The organism is Amycolatopsis sp. NBC_00438, from assembly GCF_036026695.1.
GTDB lineage: Bacteria > Actinomycetota > Actinomycetes > Mycobacteriales > Pseudonocardiaceae > Amycolatopsis.
In genome coordinates this window covers 7,351,397-7,370,291 of sequence record NZ_CP107923.1, presented here as the reverse complement: position 1 = coordinate 7,370,291, position 18,895 = coordinate 7,351,397, and the positions used below count along the sequence as shown (strand labels likewise).

At 72.0% G+C, this 18,895-nt stretch carries 17 protein-coding genes; 13 read left to right on the top strand and 4 right to left on the bottom strand.

Annotated elements, in window-relative coordinates:
- Positions 1–33: 33 nt before the first annotated feature.
- Both OG494_RS33195 and OG494_RS33190 read right to left on the bottom strand, forming a co-directional pair.
- Positions 34–759, bottom strand: coding sequence for a DUF4333 domain-containing protein (locus OG494_RS33195; RefSeq protein ID WP_328445465.1), 726 nt, complete (start codon positions 757–759; stop codon positions 34–36).
- A 41-nt stretch (positions 760–800) separates the two neighbouring features.
- On the bottom strand, positions 801–1,694 hold the full coding sequence (locus OG494_RS33190) for a hypothetical protein (protein ID WP_328445463.1): 894 nt from the start codon (positions 1,692–1,694) through the stop codon (positions 801–803).
- A gap of 265 nt (positions 1,695–1,959) precedes the next feature.
- Between OG494_RS33190 and rplM the strand changes: the two genes are divergently transcribed.
- The 3 genes from rplM to glmM all read left to right on the top strand — a co-directional run bounded on the left by rplM (position 1,960) and on the right by glmM (position 4,545).
- Complete coding sequence (gene rplM / locus OG494_RS33185; protein ID WP_328445461.1) at positions 1,960–2,412, top strand: 50S ribosomal protein L13; 453 nt, start codon at positions 1,960–1,962, stop codon at positions 2,410–2,412.
- A gap of 14 nt (positions 2,413–2,426) precedes the next feature.
- Positions 2,427–3,011, top strand: coding sequence for a 30S ribosomal protein S9 (rpsI, locus tag OG494_RS33180; protein ID WP_442874312.1), 585 nt, complete (start codon positions 2,427–2,429; stop codon positions 3,009–3,011).
- Positions 3,012–3,210: 199 nt separating this feature from the next.
- Complete coding sequence (gene glmM / locus OG494_RS33175) at positions 3,211–4,545, top strand: phosphoglucosamine mutase (protein WP_328445459.1); 1,335 nt, start codon at positions 3,211–3,213, stop codon at positions 4,543–4,545.
- Positions 4,546–4,596: 51 nt separating this feature from the next.
- On the opposite strand, the gene OG494_RS33170 is transcribed toward glmM, so the two are convergent.
- A complete protein-coding gene (locus tag OG494_RS33170; RefSeq protein WP_328445457.1) occupies positions 4,597–5,469 on the bottom strand; it encodes a cytochrome P450 in 873 nt (290 codons plus the stop codon).
- Between the two features lie 30 nt (positions 5,470–5,499).
- Between OG494_RS33170 and OG494_RS33165 the strand changes: the two genes are divergently transcribed.
- From OG494_RS33165 to OG494_RS33145, 5 genes are all read left to right on the top strand, one after another.
- Complete coding sequence (locus OG494_RS33165; RefSeq protein ID WP_328445455.1) at positions 5,500–7,059, top strand: fatty acyl-AMP ligase; 1,560 nt, start codon at positions 5,500–5,502, stop codon at positions 7,057–7,059.
- On the top strand, positions 7,052–7,312 hold the full coding sequence (locus tag OG494_RS33160) for an acyl carrier protein (RefSeq protein ID WP_328445454.1): 261 nt from the start codon (positions 7,052–7,054) through the stop codon (positions 7,310–7,312). Before OG494_RS33165 ends, OG494_RS33160 begins: the two co-directional genes overlap by 8 nt.
- A 150-nt stretch (positions 7,313–7,462) precedes the next feature.
- Entirely contained in the window at positions 7,463–7,774 is a 312-nt protein-coding gene (locus OG494_RS33155; RefSeq protein ID WP_328445453.1) for a hypothetical protein, read from the top strand.
- A complete protein-coding gene (locus tag OG494_RS33150) occupies positions 7,774–10,392 on the top strand; it encodes a WXG100 family type VII secretion target (RefSeq protein WP_328445452.1) in 2,619 nt (872 codons plus the stop codon). The genes OG494_RS33155 and OG494_RS33150 overlap by 1 nt, the downstream gene beginning before the upstream one ends.
- Before the next feature lie 33 nt (positions 10,393–10,425).
- Complete coding sequence (locus OG494_RS33145) at positions 10,426–10,902, top strand: hypothetical protein (RefSeq protein WP_328445451.1); 477 nt, start codon at positions 10,426–10,428, stop codon at positions 10,900–10,902.
- A gap of 56 nt (positions 10,903–10,958) precedes the next feature.
- On the opposite strand, the gene OG494_RS33140 is transcribed toward OG494_RS33145, so the two are convergent.
- The gene (locus OG494_RS33140) at positions 10,959–11,783 is read right to left on the bottom strand and encodes a dienelactone hydrolase family protein (RefSeq protein ID WP_328445450.1); all 825 of its coding nucleotides are present in this window, start codon (positions 11,781–11,783) and stop codon (positions 10,959–10,961) included.
- Positions 11,784–12,058: 275 nt separating this feature from the next.
- On the opposite strand from OG494_RS33140, the gene glmS reads away from it, so the two are divergent.
- From glmS to OG494_RS33115, 5 genes are all read left to right on the top strand, one after another.
- Positions 12,059–13,921: a glutamine--fructose-6-phosphate transaminase (isomerizing) gene (gene glmS, locus OG494_RS33135; protein ID WP_328445448.1), complete on the top strand. Its 1,863-nt coding sequence runs from the start codon at positions 12,059–12,061 to the stop codon at positions 13,919–13,921.
- A gap of 15 nt (positions 13,922–13,936) precedes the next feature.
- Entirely contained in the window at positions 13,937–15,379 is a 1,443-nt protein-coding gene (locus tag OG494_RS33130) for an NAD(P)H-hydrate dehydratase (RefSeq protein ID WP_328445446.1), read from the top strand.
- Positions 15,380–15,530: 151 nt separating this feature from the next.
- Entirely contained in the window at positions 15,531–16,364 is an 834-nt protein-coding gene (locus OG494_RS33125; RefSeq protein ID WP_328445444.1) for a DeoR/GlpR family DNA-binding transcription regulator, read from the top strand.
- Positions 16,354–17,784: a xylulokinase gene (xylB, locus tag OG494_RS33120; RefSeq protein WP_328445442.1), complete on the top strand. Its 1,431-nt coding sequence runs from the start codon at positions 16,354–16,356 to the stop codon at positions 17,782–17,784. The genes OG494_RS33125 and xylB overlap by 11 nt, the downstream gene beginning before the upstream one ends.
- Positions 17,785–17,788: 4 nt before the next feature.
- Entirely contained in the window at positions 17,789–18,880 is a 1,092-nt protein-coding gene (locus OG494_RS33115; protein WP_328445440.1) for an ABC transporter ATP-binding protein, read from the top strand.
- Positions 18,881–18,895: the final 15 nt, after the last annotated feature.

Below are 18,895 nucleotides of genomic sequence, written 5' to 3'. Positions count from 1 at the left end.
CCCGCCGTTTTCCGTTTGCGGGTAAGGGAAAACTCAGTGCGGCGCGCCGACTTCGTACTCGGGCCGGTCGTTGAGCACCCGCACGGTCACCTTCTTGGCCTGGCCGCCGATCTGCACCGTGCAGTCGAAGGTCGTGCCGTTCTGCGCGGCCTCGTTCGACGGGCACTGCGCGTTCTTCACGTCCGGCTCGCCGTAGCTCTCGTTCAGGACCTTCACCACACCGTCCTGAAGGGACTGCTGGTCCAGCACGTCGCCGCGGAACGCGCCGAGCAGCCACGCGCCACCGCCGCCGACCACGAGCACCAGGACCGCGATCCCGGCGATCAGCAACGGTTTTTTCGACTTCGGCTTCTTCTCCGGCGTCGCGGCGAACGCGCCCAGGCCGCCGTACTGCGACGGCTGGAACCCACCGCCGTACGGCTGCCCCGGCTGTCCCGGTTGCTGCGCGGGCCAGCCGCCGCCCGGCGTGCCCTGCTGGGGTGTCGGCTGCGACGGCGGTTGCTGCTGCTGCCAAGGCGCGTTCTGCTGTCCCTGCCACGGCCCGGAGAACGAGCCGGACGGGCCGGGCTGCTGCGGGGCCCACTGGCCGGTGTAGGACCCGGTGGCCGCGCCCGGGGCGTCGTTCTGCTGCCACTGCCCGGAATGCGGGCCGGTCGGCTGCTGTTCCGGCTGCCACGCCGGCGCCTGCGGGTTCGCGGGCGCCCGCGGGTCGGCCGGCGGCTGCCACCACTGCGGCTGCTGGTCGGGCGGCTGGGTCATCGGAGATCACCTCGGGTCGGGCGGTGGGGGACGGCCACGGGTCAGTTGCCCTGCGCGTCGCCGAGACGGCGGTAGAAGTCGTCCATCGCCGCCCGGTCGGGCAGCACGGTGATCTGCGCCGCGTCGGGCAGCTTCGGCATGTCCTGCAGGCTCGCCGGGCCGGTGAACTTGAACTCGTACTTGAGCTCGAGCTGGTGGCCGTCGCCGCCGAACTTGGCGTCCATCACGAACGAGACGAGGCTGCCGTCCGGGTTCAGGGTGATCGTGGTCGGCACCATGGCCTTGTTCAGCTCCGGCCCGATCTGGCTCGTGACGCTGTCCGGCAGGATCTCGACCCGGTCCTTGACGAAGACCTGGAACGGCACGTTGACCGTCAGCGCGGTCTTGCCGTCGCCGAGGCTCTTCGCCCCGCGGACCGCGCGCTTGTCGGCCTTGTAGGCCTCCACCGTCGAGTCGGCCATCCGGCACGGGGTCAGCACCCCGCCCCAGACGCACGGCTGGACCAGGCCGGCCTCGGGCTTCGGCATCGACACCCACGCCGTCGGCGAGACGCCCTTCTGCACGTACATCGGGCCGAGGTAGGTGTATTCGACCGGGCCGTCCGCGGGCGTGTACGTGTCGATGATCTCATCGGGGTTCTTCAGCGAGCGGTGCCGCACGACCCGGTTCTCCGGGCTGCCGGTGCGCGCCGACGTGACCGTGCTGTGGATCCACTTGTCGTCGAACTTGAAGTAGGCGTCGAGCGAGTTGGTGACGTTGCGCGTGTCGGTGATGCTGTCCTCGAGCTTGCCGATGAGCTGCTCGAACTTGCCGCCGACGTAGTCCGCCGCGTCGTCGCCCTTCGGCAGCGGCGTGCCCGCCTTGGCCTGGCCGCAGGCGCTGACGAGCGCCAGGAAAGCCCCCAGGACGAAGATCGCCGTCGGTCGTTTCCTCATCGCCGTCCCCATGCCTCGTCTGTGCCCGTGCTCCGGGCGCCCGGATCGTCTCATCCTCGCGTGTCGGGGCCGCGCGTGCGGGCACTTCGGCCGGAAAACCGGGTAGAGTCCGCAGGGGCCGGGCCTGTCCCGGTGCTTCCACCCACCCCCGATGCGTGGCTGCGGCGAGCGTGGGGGTATCTTCATATGTCGTTGTGCGTTGCGGCGCATCAGCGCGCTAGGCCCGCACAGAACCCACACGCAATGTTGACGACGAGGTAGACCCTTGCCCACGTACAGCCCCAAGCCCGGCGACGTCACTCGTGCCTGGCACGTGATCGACGCCGAGGATGTCGTGCTCGGCCGGCTCGCGACCGAGGTCGCCACGCTGCTGCGCGGCAAGCACAAGCCGACCTTCGCCCCGCACGTGGACACCGGTGACTTCGTCATCATCGTCAACGCCGAGAAGGTCGCGCTCACCGGAAACAAGCGCGAGCAGAAGTTCGCGTACCGGCACAGCGGTTATCCCGGCGGCCTGCGGAAGCGGTCGTTCGGCGAGCTGCTCGACACCAAGCCCGAGCACCTTCTCGAGAAGGTCGTGAAGGGCATGCTGCCGAAGAACAAGCTCGGCCGCGCCCAGGCCAAGAAGCTCAAGGTCTACGCCGGCCCGCAGCACCCGCACGCCGCGCAGCAGCCGCAGGCGCGCGAGATCACCAAGATCGCGCAGGTCGCGCAGTGAGTGAGGAACAGTCTGTGACCAGCACCGACCCCGAGACCGCCGAGGTCACCACCGAGGCGACCGAGACCGGCGCCGTCGAGACCCCCGAGACCCCTGAGGCTCCCGCCGCCGCCGAAACCCCGGTGGCGACGAGCGAGACCCCGGTGGCCACCAGCGAGACCCCGGCGGCGACCAGCGAGTCCGCCACCGCCCCGCGCCCGTCGCGGGCCGCGGGCGGCAACGCCCAGACCGTCGGCCGCCGCAAGGAAGCCGTCGTTCGCGTGCGTGTCGTCCCGGGCACCGGCGAGTTCAAGCTCAACGGCCGCACCCTCGAGGAGTACTTCCCGAACAAGGTGCACCAGCAGCTCATCAAGGACCCGCTGGTCCTGGTCGAGAAGCCGGACGCGTTCGACATCTTCGCCAACCTGCACGGTGGCGGCGTCTCGGGTCAGGCCGGCGCGCTGCGCCTGGCCATCGCCCGTGCGCTCATCGAGGTCGACGCGGACGACCGCCCGGCCCTCAAGAAGGCCGGCTTCCTGACCCGTGACGCGCGCGCCACGGAGCGGAAGAAGTACGGCCTCAAGAAGGCCCGTAAGGCCCCGCAGTACAGCAAGCGCTGATTCGCGCCTCTGGCGCAACCCACCGGAGCGCTCATCCGTCTATCGGATGGGCGCTCCGGCGTTTTTACCGACCCGCCCGGGCCGATGTCGCATTTCCCGTGCTCGGAGCGACATTCGGGGGTGGGGGAGAGCGTCCAGGAACGCTCGCTAGGTTGTCGTGGTGGTTGCGCTGCCGCAGCCGCTCTGAGGAGGTCGATCGATGGCACGCCTGTTCGGTACCGACGGGGTACGTGGCCTGGCCAACGCCGAGCTGACGCCGGAACTGGCCCTGGCGCTGGCCGCCAGCGCCGCCCGCGTGCTGGCCGCGCACGACCGCTCACACCGGCCGGTCGCGGTTGTCGGCCGGGACCCGCGCGCCAGTGGTGAGATGCTCGAAGCCGCGGTCGTGGCCGGGCTCACCTCCGCCGGCGCGGACGTCCGCCGGGTCGGCGTCCTGCCGACGCCGGCCGTCGCCTACCTGGTCGGCTCGCTCGAAGCCGACCTGGGTGTGATGATCTCCGCGTCGCACAACCCCATGCCGGACAACGGCATCAAGCTCTTCGCCTCGGGTGGGCACAAGCTCCCCGACGGCATCGAGGACGAGATCGAGGCCGGCCTCGCCGACGGCAAGATCCGCCCGACCGGCGCCGGTGTGGGGCGCGTCACGGACGTCGATGACGCCCTCGACCGCTACGCCGAGCACCTCCTCGCGGTGACGCCGCACTCGCTCGACGGCCTCAAGGTCGTCGTCGACTGCGCGAACGGCGCGTCGTCCGCGGCCGCGCCCGAGATCTACCGCCGGGCCGGCGCCGAGGTCGTCGCGCTGTACGCCGATCCGGACGGCGTCAACATCAACGAACACTGCGGTTCCAACCACCCGGAGCGGCTGCGCGAGGCCGTCGTCAAGCACGGCGCCGACCTCGGCATCGCCCACGACGGTGACGCCGACCGCTGCGTGGCCGTCGACTCCGCCGGCGAGCTGATCGACGGCGACCAGATCATGGCCGTGCTGGCGCTCGCGCTGGCCGAGTCCGGTGAGCTGGCCAAGGACACGCTGGTCGCGACCGTGATGAGCAACCTCGGCCTGCACCTGGCGATGCGCGCCCACGGCATCACCGTGGTCACCACCGCGGTCGGCGACCGCTACGTCCTCGAGGAGCTGCGTTCCAGCGGCTTCGCCCTCGGTGGCGAGCAGTCCGGCCACGTCGTCCTCCCGGCGCACGCCACCACGGGCGACGGCCTGCTGACGGCGCTGCGCCTGATGAGCCGCATGGCCGAGACGGGCAAGTCCCTCGCCGACCTGGCGGCTGTGATGAACCGCCTGCCGCAGGTGCTGGTGAACGTCCCGGTCGCCGACAAGGCGGCGGTCGCGGATTCGACCGAGGTCCGGGTCGCCGTCGACGAGGTCGAGGCCGAGCTGGGTGAGGAAGGCCGGGTGCTGCTGCGCCCGTCCGGCACCGAGCAGCTGGTCCGCGTGATGGTCGAGGCCCCGGCCCAGGCCACCGCCCAGGCCGCCGCCGACCGCCTGGCCGGCGTGGTTTCCGCCGTTTCGTAGTCTGCCGCGGCTCTCGTGAGTGGTTAGGGCGGTTCTAACCGCCCTAACCACTCACGAGACCCGCGCCGAGGCCAGGCCGCGAAACACCGGGTGGGTCTTCCACCGCACGTCCTCGACCCGGCACCCGCCGGCGAGGACGTCGGCCAGCTCGCGCAGCGCGATCTCGCCCTCCGCGAGTGCCACGCCGGAGCCCGGGCAGGCGTGGCGGCCGAGGCCGAACGGCAGGCCGTCGGTCAGGGAGATCGCCACCGGACCTTCGGAACCGAACCGCAGGACGTACCGGGCCGGGCAGATCTCCGCCGCCAGCTCACGCACGCTCGTCCACGCGGCGCCCGAAGCCAGCGAAAGCCCGGCGCAGGCCAGGAAGTTCAGCGAGTTCTCGTACGCCGCGTGCGCCAGCACCACCGGGTTGATCGCCAGCTCGTCGTCGTCGAGCCGGCCCGCCGCGTGCGCCGCGCGCAGGGCCGCCAGGCCGCTGCCCGGCTCGGCCGGGGCCCGGCCGAGCTGCACCGACAGCCGGAACGCCGACGCCTGGCCCGGCCGGTCGGTGCCGCCGAAGACGTCGAGGTTCGCCGTGGTCGCTTCCAGGTGATCCAGGAAGACGTCGTCGAGCGGCACGCCCAGGACCGCGGCCGTCACCAGGCCCGCGACCGGCCGCGCGAAGTCGTGCACCAGGTCGAATGGCGCACCCAGCGCGCCGACGACCGCGGTGATCTCCGCGCGCACCGGGTCCGGGAACGGCTCCAGCCCGGCGATGATCTCCCGCAGCACGCCGCGCACCCGCGTGTGGCCGTCGCCGTCGCGCAGCAGCACGCTGGGTGACCCGAGGCCGGGATCCGACGTCAGCTCCGGCGACCGCAGGGCGCGCGCGGCCGCGTCACGGCCCTCGACCACCGCGATCCCGTGCCGCTCGAACTCGTCCATCGGCTCCCCACCGTAGGGCAGGATGGGGCCGTGCCGCCCGCAGCCGTCCCGGACGAGGTCCTGACCACGCCCCTCACGGACCTCCTGCTCCGCAACGCGGCCGAAGACCGCCCCGCGTTCACCTGCCGCGTCTTCCCGGGTCCGGCCGACCACACCCTGACGTGGCCGCAGCTGCTCGCGCGCGTCCGCGGGGTCGCCCGCGAGCTGCGCCGCCACACCCGGCCGGGTGACCGGGTGGCGATCGTCACCCGCCAGGACCTCGGGTACGTCGTCGGCTTCCTCGGGACGCTGTACGCGGGGCTCGTCGCGGTGCCGCTGTCCGTCCCGGCCGGGCGCACGCACCGCGCCCGGCTCGAGTCGGCCCTCGCCGACGCCACGCCGTCGGTCATCCTCACCTCGAAGGACTTCCTGGACGGCCTGGCGTCGCGGCCGGAGGTCCTGCTCGCGATCGAGGACGTCGAGCCGGCCGACGCCGGGCCGCCCGCCGCGGTCGCCATGACCGACCCCGCGTACCTGCAGTACACGTCGGGCTCGACGAGCCGCCCGGCCGGCGCCGTGATCTCGCACCGCGCGCTCGTGGCCAGCTGCTGGCAGACGACCCGGTGCTACCACGCCGACGCGTCGACCCACCTCGCTGGCTGGGTGCCGTTCTTCCACGACATGGGGCTGGTCCTGCTCATCGGCACGCCGGTGTTCCTGGGCGCGCACTCGGTGTTCTTCACGCCGATGGAGTTCGTGCGCGACCCGCTGCGCTGGATCCGGCTGCTGGCCGAGCACCCGGGCGCGATCACGGCGGCCCCGAACTTCGCCTTCGACCTGGCCTCGGAAGCAGCCGAAGCCGCCGGCGAGCTCGAAGACGTCGACCTGTCGCACGTGAACTCGGTGCTCAACGGCAGTGAGCCGGTCCGCGCGGCCACCGTCGAGGCGTTCGACCGCGCTTTCGCGCCGTTCGGGCTGCCGCGCGCGGCGCAGAAGCCGTGTTACGGCTTGGCGGAGGCGACGGTGTTCGTCGCCAGCGCGGGGGACGAGGGCCCGACGATCACCGAGTTCGACGGCGAGCCGCTGGTGTCGGCGGGGCGGCCGTACGGTCAGCGGGTCAAGATTGTCGACAAGGAGATCTGGGTCGCGGGCCCCAACGTCGCCGACGGCTACTGGGGACGGCCGGACCGCGGTGACGCCTTCGCCGAGCCCGGCTGGCTCCGCACCGGCGACCTCGGCTTCCTCCACGACGGCCTGCTGTACGTCACCGGGCGGCTCAAGGACCTGATCATCGTCGACGGCCGCAACCACCACCCGCAGGACATCGAGGCGACGATCGAGGCCGCGCACCCCGCCGTCCGGGCCGGCCGGGTCGCCGCGTTCGCGGTGCGGGACAGCCGCGGCGAGGGTGTGGCGGCGGTCGTCGGCGCCGCGGACCACGGCGACGCCGTGGCGAGCGCCGTCCGCCGGGCCGTGTCGGCGGGCCACGACCTGCCCCTGCGCGGCCTGTGGCTGGTCCGGCCCGGCGCGGTGCCGCGCACCTCCAGCGGCAAGGTCTCCCGCGCCGCGGCCCGCGACCGCTGGTGGGGTGAGAATGGGCGCCATGACTGACGCGGCCGCCTACGCCGGCGAGATCCGGAAGATCGTCTGCCTCGCGCTGGAGATCCCGCCGGAGCGGCTCGCCGACTCGACCCCGTTCGACGACATCGGCCTGACGTCCCGGCAGCGGATCCAGCTGCTCGCGCGGGTCGAGGTCCGCTTCGGCGTCTCCGTCGACCTGGACGAGCTCGACCGCCTGGTGGACGTCCGGGGTGTCGCCGAGGTCATCGCCGAAGCCGTCGAGGCCCAGCGCGCCACCGGGTGACCCCCGGGGTGCACTTTTCCGAAGTCCCGGCTGGCCACGCGGCCGAACGCTAGACTCTGTGTGCATCTGCGACGGCACCGATCGGCGTCCGGGCGCGTCACAGTCTTCGAACAGGTGCCAGGGACTGTGGGATCGAAGGGGGCAGCCACCATGCCAAACGGTTATGAAGCGAGTTCGGAAGCGATGACGCGGGCGCAGATCCGCCTCAACGACGTCGCCGACGACCCGGCGGGCGAAGCGAAGAAAGTCGCGCCGACGGCGATCGTGGCTGCGGACTTCGGCCGCGTCCACCAGGACGGTTTCGGCAAGTACAAGGCCGGGATCGACGAGATCGGCGCGGGCATGACCGGGCTGTCGAACGCCCTGATGAACCTCGGCAGCGGCATCGGCACGGCCGGTGGGAAATACACCACGCAGGAATCGGACGCGGGTGCGCGGGCCAACGCGGCGGGGAGCAAGTAATGGCCGAATGGGCTGACATCAAGAAGGTCCTCGACGACCCGAACGTCTCCATGGAAAAGAAGTCCGCCCTCATGGAGGCGTACGACAAGGACACCTGGAACTTCAACGACGAAGAAGAAAAGTACGCCAAGGAATACATCGACGGGTATTCCGACCGGAACTGGGCCACCACGCCGCTCTATCCCACCGGTTCCGACGGCGAGGTCGACGACCGGCTGAAGGAAGCCCAGCAGGAATCGCAGGCCAAGGGCAAGGAACAGCAGGCCCAGACCGACCGCAAGAACCAGGCGAAGAAGAACCTCGACGGCATCGCGAAGCCGACGCTCAACGCGGGCGCGAAGAGCTCCGACGAGCAGCTCGACCAGGGCAACGTCACGGTCGACTTCCTGGTGCTGTGGACCACCGACATCTGGAACAAGATCAAGGGCGGCACCGGCCAGCTCGACCCGCAGAAGGACCTCAAGGACAAGTTCCACGAGAACCGCGGCATCCAGTACCAGAAGTTCCTCACCGACGCCGACGACCTGGCCAAGGCGCACAAGGTCGTCGAGGACACGCTCACCAAGAGCGACACCGAGCTCCAGACCCTCTTCGGGGAGTGGAAGGGCAAGGGCGCCAACGCGGCGGAGATCAAGTACGACGAGACGATCAAGCCGCACGCCAAGGAGCTCTCCCAGCAGATCGACGGCGCCGCGAAGCTGCTCCCGGAGACCGTCGGGCACGTCTTCGACGCCGTCAAGAAGAAGGTCGACGAGGTCCTCGGGCTGCACCGCACGACGATCGCCCAGGCCGACATCGGCATGGCCCGCGACGTCCTCAAGATCGCGAACGGCGAGACCGGCGAGTTCGACGACTTCATGAAGGTCGCCGGCTGGGTCGACGGGGTCAACGCGAAGAACGGCAACCAGACGAACCTCGCCGAGCGGCTGCAGAACGACGACTGCGGCTTCAACGACGAGAACAAGGAGTACGGCCGCCAGGTCTGCCGCTACTGGCGCGACGGCGCGTTCACCACCGAGTACCAGGGCCTGATCAACGCGTTCAACGGCTCGTGCAAGTCCGCCAAGGACACGATCGACCAGCAGTGGGGCGCGCTCGACCAGTACCTGGCCGGCTACACCAACCAGCTGACCGAGGCCAAGGGCGCTGGCCCGGACACGGGCAAGGGTGACGGCGGCAAGGACACCAGCACCGGCGGCGGGGGCAAGGACTCCAACACCGGTGGCGGCGGGCCGGGCACCGGCGGGGGCGGGCCGGGCACGGGTGGCGGCGGCACCGGGAGCGGTGGCGGCGGTACCACGACGCCGTCCGCGAGCGAGCCGCCGAAGCCGGAGGACGCCGCGCCGAAGCCGGGCGACGCCGGCACGAACCCGGTCACCGGCAAGCCGCTCGAGGTCGACCCGTCGACCGGGGAGCCGTACCCGATCGACCCGAAGACCGGCGAGGCCATCAAGGACGCCGACGACACGGAGACGGTGTCGGTCAAGAAGGGCGACAACACGATCGAGATGTCCGAGCCCGACAAGCAGGGCAAGATGGACATCACGGTGGACGACGGCCAGGGCCACAAGAAGGACTACCCGCTCGACTGGGGCGATGACGACAAGGCCGACGCCAAGGGCGCCGACGGCAAGGGTGCCGACGGCAAGGACGCCGCCTTCGGGCCGCAGGGCAGCCAGGCCGTCAAGGACGGGCAGCCGTCGGCCGACGGCAGTTACAAGCCGGGCGCGGACGGCAAGATCCACATCCAGGACGGCAACCTGAAGATCACCGCCGAGCGGCCGGAGGGCCCTGGCGGGCCGACGGTCGTCACCGTCGACGACGGCAAGGGCGAGCCGACCACCTACACGCTGGACTCGAAGGACGGCCCGAAGACCGGCGACCTCAAGGCCGACGGCACCGGCGCGGCGTCCGACACCGGTACGTCCGGCGCGACCGCCGGCGGCACCGGTGGGTCCGACGGGGCTTCCTCCGGGCCGGACAGCAGCAGTGGCGTCGCCTCCGAGATCCAGCACGACGCCAACGCCGAGTCGCCGCTGACCAAGGACCCGTCGCCGGACAACCCGGACCCGGGCATGACGCAGGGGGCGGCGGCCGCCGGCGGTGGCGGCGGGTTCAGCGCGCCGGGCGGGATGGACTTCTCCGGCGACCTCGGCACTGACACGACGGCCGAACCGGCGCTGGCCACGGCCGACGCGGGAGCCGGCGGTGGCGGCGACTCGACGACCACGGCCGGGGCGAGCGACTTCGGCTCCGCCGTCACAGGCGGGCACACGACGGCCGACTTCGCCGGCGCGGTGTCCCTGGACCCGGGCGCCCAGACGGGCAGCGACGCGTCGCTCCCGGCGGCCGACGGCGGCGGGCTCGGCGCGACGCCGGTCGACCCCGGCGCGCACCAGGCGGCCGCGAGCGGCTCGGCCAGCGGCATGAGCGGCATGGGGGGCATGGGCGGAATGATGGGCGGCATGGGCGGCTCGCCCGGCGGGGGCGGTGACCAGCAGCGCGGCGCCAGCCAGTACCGCATCGAAGGCGGCGTCTTCGAGACGAGTGGCGCGAAGGGCCGGATCAGCGGTTCGCTGGACGACGAGGGTGAGCGCTCGATCCGGTACGACCGGTGACGGGCCAGTGAGGGTAGAGCCTGAGGAGGGGCGATGAGCAGCGCCGAAGAGCGGTATCGCGCGGCGGTCTCCACCATGGACGCCGCGGCGCGCGAGCAGGACGAGCAGCGGGGGCTGCGGGACCGGCGCGTCGCGGAGGCCGAGACGCAGGCGCGCGAGGGCCTGAAGAACGAGCTGGGTGCGGCGCAGAAGTACGCCGAGCACATGGACGAGCTCAACAAGCGCAAGCAGAGCGCGGGCGGCTGGGCGACGGAGAAGACCCTGGCCGACAAGGGCCGGGAGTCGCTGATGCAGTTCGGCGGCGAGGACGAGGACTCGACGCCGACGAACAGCTTCCCGGCGTACCCGGCCCCGGCCGCGGCGGCCCCGCAGCCCGAGCCGGTGGCGGCGGTGCCTTCGCCGGCACCGGAGCCCCCGGCCTCGGCACCCGAGCCGCAGCGGCCCCGGGGACGCCACGCGCGTCCGGTCGAGGACGAGGACGACTTCTCCAGCACGAGCTGGCTGGTCTGAGGGAAACGCGAAAAAGGCCCGGCGCGAGCCGGGCCTTTTTCGCGTCAGTAGGGGACTCAGTGGGCGGGTTCGTCCTCGCGCTCGATGGTCGCGCGCTTGACGTCCGCCTCCAGCAGAGGCCGGTACTTGTCCGTGCCGGTCAGGTGGGTCAGGAAGAACGCCGTGAACAGCGCGCGGGTGAGCTGCTGGGTGCCGCGGTGGGGCTTGCCGTGCATGATCAGCTGCGACCAGTGCCGGCCCTCGGTGACGCCTAGGTGGGACGCCTTGCCCAGGGTGCGCAGCTGGACGTCGTCGCCGCCCCAGTTGTCCGCGATCGCCTCGGCGTGGCCGACGGCCGGCGCGACCAGGTCTTCTTCGGCGGCCAGGTGCAGACCCGGGACGGTGATGGCGCGTGCGGCCTCGCTCGCCGGCGGGAGCGTCTGGGCGGCCGTGATGGTCGCGACGGCGCGGATCCGCGGGTTTTCGGCCTGCGCGTCCTGCGCCGCGGCCAGCACCGCCGAGCCACCGCCGGCCGAGTGCCCGGCGAGGCCGAGCTTCGCCGGGTCGACGCTGATGCCGTCCGGGCCGAGGCGGACCGTCGTGACGACGTCGAGGGTGGTCAGGAGATCGGCGGCGAGCAGCCGGTGCGAGGGCAGCGGCCCCCGCTGGGTCGCCGGCGCCGCGGCGACGATGCCCCAGCTGGCGAGGTGGTGCAGGAGCTGCCGGTACCGGTCGGGCGGCTGCAGCCAGCCGTGCCCGAAGGCGATGGCGGGCAGACCGAGGCCGGCGCGGGGCGTGTACACCACGCCCGGCAGGCCGACCAGGGCGAGGTTGCCCCGGAGGACCTCGTGCGGACCCGGGTGCTTCAGCTCCGCGAGCAGCTGTTTGGGCTTGCTGGCCATGGCCGGAACCCTACTGCCCGCCCCCGCCCCCGGCTCGCTCGCCGCACCGGCACCTTTCAAACGCCCCGATGTGGCCTTCGGTGCGTCCGACGCACCGAAGACGGCCTTCGGTGCGTCGGACGCAACCAAGGCCGCCTCGGGGCGGTCGGGAGTGGGCTGGGCGGTGTCACCCGGTTCGGCATTGGTCCGGACCATATGGAGTGACGTCCGTGCAGGTCGGGAGCGGTTCGCGTGCCCGGTCAGCCGGCCGAATGTCCCTCGTTAGGCTGGTGCGCGTGTGTGGAATCGTGGGATATGTCGGGCACCGCCCGGCTCTGGACGTCGTTCTCGGCGGGCTCCGGCGGATGGAGTACCGCGGTTACGACTCGTCCGGGGTCGCGGTCCTCGATGGCGCCGGCGCACTGAACGTCGAGCGCAAGGCCGGCCGGCTCGCCAACCTGGAAGCCGAGCTGGACAAGGTCGGTCGCGACAGCTTCGCCGGCACCGCCGGCATGGGCCACACCCGCTGGGCCACCCACGGTGCCCCGGTGGACCGCAACTCGCACCCGCACCGGGACGCCTCCCAGCGCGTCGCGGTCGTGCACAACGGCATCATCGAGAACTTCGCCGCCCTGCGCGCCGAGCTGGAAGCCGACGGCGTCGAGATGGCCAGCGACACCGACAGCGAGACCGCCGCGCACCTCATCGCGCGGGCCTACACCGGCGGCGAGACCGCCGGGGACTTCGCGGCCAGCGTCGCCGCCGTCTGCCGTCGCCTCGAAGGCGCGTTCACGCTGGTCGTGACGCACGCCGACCACTCCGGCACGATCGTCGCGGCGCGCCGGTCGTCGCCGCTGGTCGTCGGCGTCGGAGAGGGCGAGCACTTCGTCGCCTCCGACGTCTCCGCGTTCATCGAGCACACCCGCGAGGCCGTCGAGCTGGGGCAGGACCAGCTCGTCGTGATCACCCGCGAGGGCTATGAGGTCACCGACTTCCACGGCGACGCCGCCCAGGCGAAGCCGTTCACCGTCGACTGGGACCTGAGCGCCGCCGAAAAGGGCGGCCACGAGTACTTCATGCTCAAGGAGATCGAGGAGCAGCCCGAGGCGCTGGCGAACACCCTTCGCGGGCACTTCGACAACGGCCGGATCATCCTCGACGAGCAGCGCATCTCCGACCAGGACCTGCGCGACGTCGACAAGGTCTTCGTCGTCGCCTGCGGGTCGGCCTACCACTCCGGCCTGGTCGCCAAGTACGCCATCGAGCACTGGTGCCGCCTGCCGGTCGAGGTCGAGCTGGCCAGCGAGTTCCGCTACCGCGACCCGGTGCTCGACCGCGCGACGCTCGTCGTCGCCGTGTCGCAGTCCGGCGAGACGGCGGACACGCTGGAGGCCGTCCGCCACGCGCGCGAGCAGAAGGCGCGCGTGCTGGCCGTCTGCAACACCAACGGCGCGCAGATCCCGCGCGAGTCCGACGCGGTGCTCTACACCCACGCCGGGCCCGAGATCGGCGTCGCCTCGACGAAGGCGTTCCTCGCGCAGATCGCCGCCAACTACCTGGTCGGCCTGGCACTGGCGCAGGCCCGCGGCACCAAGTACCCGGACGAGGTCGCCCGCGAGTTCGCCGAGCTGGAGGCCATGCCCGCGGCCGTCCAGAAGGTGCTGTCCACTGTGGACCAGGTGCGCGACCTCGGCCGCCGGATCGCCGACTCGAAGGCCGTGCTGTTCCTCGGCCGGCACGTCGGGTTCCCGGTCGCCCTCGAAGGCGCGCTGAAGCTCAAGGAACTCGCGTACATGCACGCCGAGGGCTTCGCCGCCGGCGAGCTCAAGCACGGCCCGATCGCTCTGATCGAGGAGGGCCTGCCGGTCGTCGTCGTGATGCCGTCGCCCAAGGGCCGCGCGGTGCTGCACTCGAAGCTGGTGTCGAACATCAGCGAGATCCAGGCACGCGGCGCGCGCACGATCGTGATCGCCGAAGAGGGTGACGAGACGGTCCGGCCGTTCGCGGACGAGCTGATCGAGATCCCCGCGGTGCCGACGCTGCTGCAGCCGCTGGTGTCCACGGTCCCGCTGCAGGTGCTGGCCGCGGAGATCGCCCGCGCTCGCGGGTACGACGTCGACAAGCCGCGTAACCTGGCGAAGTCTGTCACCGTCGAATAGCGGGAGGCCTTCGCCGTGCAGGGAATCTGGACCACGGAACGGATTCGCGAGGCGGAGGGGCGGTTGTTCGCCGTCACGCCCGAGGGCGAGCTGATGCGGCGCGCGTCGTTCGGGCTGGCCGTGCGGATCGCGGAGTTCCTCGGCGAGCACACCGGCACGGTGTCGGGACGCCGGGTCGTGCTGCTGGTCGGCTCCGGTGACAACGGCGGCGACGCGTTGTGGGCCGGGGCTTTCCTGCGCCGCCGCGGGGTCGCCGTCACGGCTGTCCTGCTGGGTTCCCGGGCCCACGAGGCCGGACTCGCGGCGCTGCGGCGAGCCGGTGGCCGGGTGGTGTCCGCCGAGGACGGTCCACAGTGGATCGCGCGGGCGGACGTCGTGGTCGACGGGATCATCGGGATTTCGGGGCACGGTTCGCTGCGGCCGGACGCCGCGCGGCTGGTGTCCCTCGTCGAAGCGCCGATCGTCGCGGTCGACCTGCCCAGCGGCGTCGATCCGGACACCGGCGCCGTCGACGGCCCGGCGGTTCGCGCGGACCTGACGGTCACCTTCGGCGGCCGCAAGCCGGTGCACGTGCTGGCGCCGACGTGGTGCGGCGAGGTGGTGCTGGTCGACATCGGTCTCGGCCCGGAGCTGGGGGAGCCCTCGATCCGGCAGCTGGACGTCGTGGACATCGCCGTGGCCTGGCCGGTGCCGGGCCCGGAGGACGACAAGTACAGCCAGGGCGTGGTCGGTGTCGCGGCGGGCTCGGCGACGTACCCGGGCGCGGCGGTGCTGACGGCGGGCTCGGCGGTGCGCGCGACGGCCGGGATGGTCCGGTACGCGGGGCACGCGGCCGACGTCGTCCGCGCGCAGTGGCCGGAGGTCATCGCGACAGGCACGGTCGCGGACGCCGGGCGCGTCCAGGCGTGGGCGGTCGGGCCCGGCATCGGCACAGGCTCGGAGGGCCGCGACGTCGTCCGGTACGTCCTGGGCCGCGGCTTGCCGGTGTGCGCGGACGCCGACGCGACGACGATCATCGCGAAGTCCCCGGACGTCCTCGACGCGCGCGACCCGGACACGCCGCTGGTCCTGACGCCGCACGCGGGTGAGTACGAGCGCCTGATGGGTGCCGCGCCGGGCCCTGACCGGGTGAAAGCCGCTCGCGACGCGGCGCGCCGGTACAACGCGGTGGTGCTGCTGAAGGGGTACGTCACGGTGATCGCGGCCCCGGACGGCCGGGTGGCGGTCAACAAGCCGCACGGCGCCTGGCTGGCCACGCCGGGGTCGGGCGACGTGCTGTCCGGCCTGATCGGCTCGCTGCTGGCGGCGGGTTTGGACCCGTGGCTGGCCGCGGCCGCGGCGGCCCACGTGCACTCCCTGGCGGGCGCGATCGCGGCCCAGAACGCCCCGACGTCGTCCTCGGCCCTGGTCCACGCGATCCCGGAAGCGATCCGCGCGATCCGCTCCCTCACCCCCTGACCCCAAGACGCCACTTTCCCTATGAAAGTGTTCCGGAGCCACCTCCTCCGGAACACTTTCACGGAGAAAGTGGCGCTTTGGGACGGCGGTGGCGTGAAGAGTTATCGAGTTCTCTGTTAACTCTGGGCGGTAAATCTGGTAAGAAGTCCGTGTGAGCGGCGGCACAGGACCTGGAGACCGGAAGACCCGGCCGTCCGACGCCGTCGTCGAGCAGCGGCGGCAGGACATCCTCGATCACGTCATCGAGCAGGGCGAGGCCCGCATCGACGACCTCACCGCCCGGTTCAAGGTCAGCCTGATGACCATCCACCGCGACCTCGACGACCTCGACGAACGTCGTCTTCTGCGCAAGCTCCGCGGCAAGGTCGCGGCCTATCCCGCGCCCACCATCGAGACCGCCGCCCGCTTCCGCGACACCCTCCACCACGGGGAGAAGGACGCTCTCGGTGAGGCGGCCGCGAAGCACGTCCAGCCCGGCCAGACCGTCTTCGTCGACGACTCGACGACGCTCCTCCCGCTGGTCAAGCGGCTCGCGGAGATCGACGCGCTCACCGTCGTCACCAACTCGCTGCACGCCGCGCGCCTGCTCGGGCCGCGGGTCGACGTCGTGCTCGCCGGCGGGCGCTACAGCCACGAGTACGACTCCTGCGCCGGGCCCGAGGTGCTGAACCTGCTGGACAGCATCCGCGCCGACGTCGCGTTCGTCTCGGTCACCGCCGTCGCGATCGGGCGGCTCTACCACCCCGATCGCGACTACGCGGAGCTGAAGAAGGCCGCGCTGCGGGTCGCGAACCACAACGTCCTCGTCGTCGACCACTCGAAGTTCGGGCGCACCGCGACCTACGCGCACGGCGACGTCGGCGACTACGACCTGCTGATCACCGGCGAGACCACGCCGACCGAGGAAATCGAGGCGGCGCTCAACGCGGGCACCGCGATCGAGATCGTCGAACACGTCGAGGAGGGGCAGCCGTATGACAGCTGAGCTGGTGGCTGGCATCGATTCGTCCACGCAGTCGACCAAGGTCGTCGTGTGCGACGCCGTGACCGGGGAGATCGTCCGCACCGGCCGCGCGCCGCACCCGGACGGCACGGAGGTCGACCCCGCGGCCTGGTGGGAGGCCTTCGCAACCGCCACAACCGGCCTGCTCGACGACGTCAAGGCCATCGGCATCGGCGGCCAGCAGCACGGCATGGTGACGCTCGACGAAACCGGCGACGTCGTCCGGCCCGCGCTGCTCTGGAACGACAACCGCTCGGCGCAGGCCGCGCTCGACCTGATCGACGAGCTCGGCGGGCCGTCCGTCTGGGCGAAGTCCGTCGGCTCGGTGCCGGTCGCCAGCTTCACCGTCACGAAGCTGCGGTGGCTGGCCGAACACGAGCCGAAGCTCGCCGACCGCGTCGCCCGCGTGCTGCTGCCGCACGACTGGCTGACCTGGAAGCTCACCGGCGGCGACCCGGTGACCGACCGCGGTGACGCGTCCGGCACCGGCTACTTCTCGCCGTCCGACAACGCTTACCGCCTCGACGTCCTCGCGCACGCCTTCGGCGGCCGGACGCCGGAGCTGCCGACCGTGCTCGGCCCGGCCGACACCGCCGGCCACACGAAGGGCGGCGTGCTCGTCTCCGCCGGCACCGGCGACAACATGGCCGCCGCACTCGCGCTCGAACTGCAGCCGGGTGACGTCGTCGTGTCGCTCGGCACCAGCGGCACCGTGTTCGGCGTCGCCGAGACCGGCGCGGCCGACGCCAGCGGCGAGGTCGCCGGGTTCGCCGACGCCACCGGCCGCTTCCTCCCGCTGGCCTGCACGCTCAACGCCGCGCGGGTGCTGACGTCGACCGCGGCGATGCTCGGCGCGACGCTGAGCGAGTTCGACCGGCTCGCCCTGCGCGCCGAGCCCGGCGCCGGCGGCCTGACGTTCCTGCCCTACCTGGACGGCGAACGCACCCCGAACCTGCCTGACGCCACCGGCTCCCTGACCGGCCTGACCCGGGCGAACATGACGCCGGAGAATCTCGCGCGCAGTGCCGTCGAGGGCATGCTGTGCGGCCTGGCCGCCGGTCTCGACGCCGTCCGCGCGCACGGTCTCGACGTCCACCGCGTGCTGCTCATCGGCGGTGGCGCGCAGTCGGCCGCCGTCCGCGCGGTCGCGCCGCTCGTGTTCGGCGTGCCCGTGCAGCTGCCCGAAGTCGCCGAGTACGTCGCCATCGGCGCGGCGCGGCAGGCGGCGTGGGCCCTGACTTCCAGCGCGGAACCCCCGTCCTGGCAAGGAAACACCAAAGCGCGGCTCGAGCTGGACGAGCCGACCGAGGCGCAGCGCGCCGAGGGCCACCGGATCCAGCAGCGCCACCTCGAAGCGCGCGAAGCCGCGCACGGGGTCCGGCGGACTTTCGGAGAGGACTGACCCGATGGCTTCCATCACCTACGACAAGGCGACCCGGCGTTACGCCGGCAGCGACCGCCCGGCCGTCGACGCGCTGGACCTGGAGATCGCCGACGGCGAGTTCCTGGTGCTGGTCGGCCCGTCCGGCTGCGGCAAGTCGACCAGCCTGCGGATGCTCGCCGGGCTCGAGGACATCGACGACGGCGCCGTCTGGATCGGCGACCGCGACGTCACCCAGCTGCCGCCGCGTTCGCGTGACATCGCGATGGTGTTCCAGAACTACGCGCTCTACCCGCACATGACGGTCGGGCAGAACATGGGCTTCGCGCTGAAGATCGCCGGGCGCCCCGCGTCCGAGATCAAGCAGAAGGTGCTCGACGCGGCCAAGCTGCTCGACATCGAGGACTACCTCGACCGCAAGCCGAAGGCGCTCTCCGGTGGTCAGCGCCAGCGCGTCGCCATGGGCCGCGCGATCGTGCGCGAGCCGCAGGTCTTCCTGATGGACGAGCCGCTGTCGAACCTCGACGCGAAGCTGCGCGTGTCAACCCGTACGCAGATCGCCGCGCTCCAGCGCCGCCTCGGCGTCACGACCGTGTACGTCACGCACGACCAGGTCGAGGCCATGACGATGGGTGACCGCGTCGCGGTGCTGTCCGACGGCCTGCTGCAGCAGTGCGACACCCCGCGCGCGCTCTACGACAAGCCCGCGAACGCGTTCGTCGCCGGCTTCATCGGCTCGCCCGCGATGAACCTCGTCACCGCGAAGCTCACCACCGACGGCGCCGAGGTGGGCGGCGCGCGCGTGCCGCTGACCCGCGAGATCATCGCCGCCGCCGAGGGCGACACCGTGACGCTGGGCTTCCGGCCGGAGTCGCTCGAGGTGTCGGCCACCGAGGACGGCACCGTGCCGATCAAGGTGGAACTGGTCGAGGAGCTCGGTTCGGACGCCTACGTCTACGGCAAGCTCGCCGAGACCGACGCCGAGGGCACCAAGTCCAACGTCGTGGCCCGGGTCGACCCGCGCAAGCCGCCGGCCATGGGCGACACCCTGCACCTGCGGATCCGTCCCGACGAGCTGCACGTGTTCTCCGCCACGTCCGGGGCGCGCCTGTCCTGACCTCGGGTCATGGGA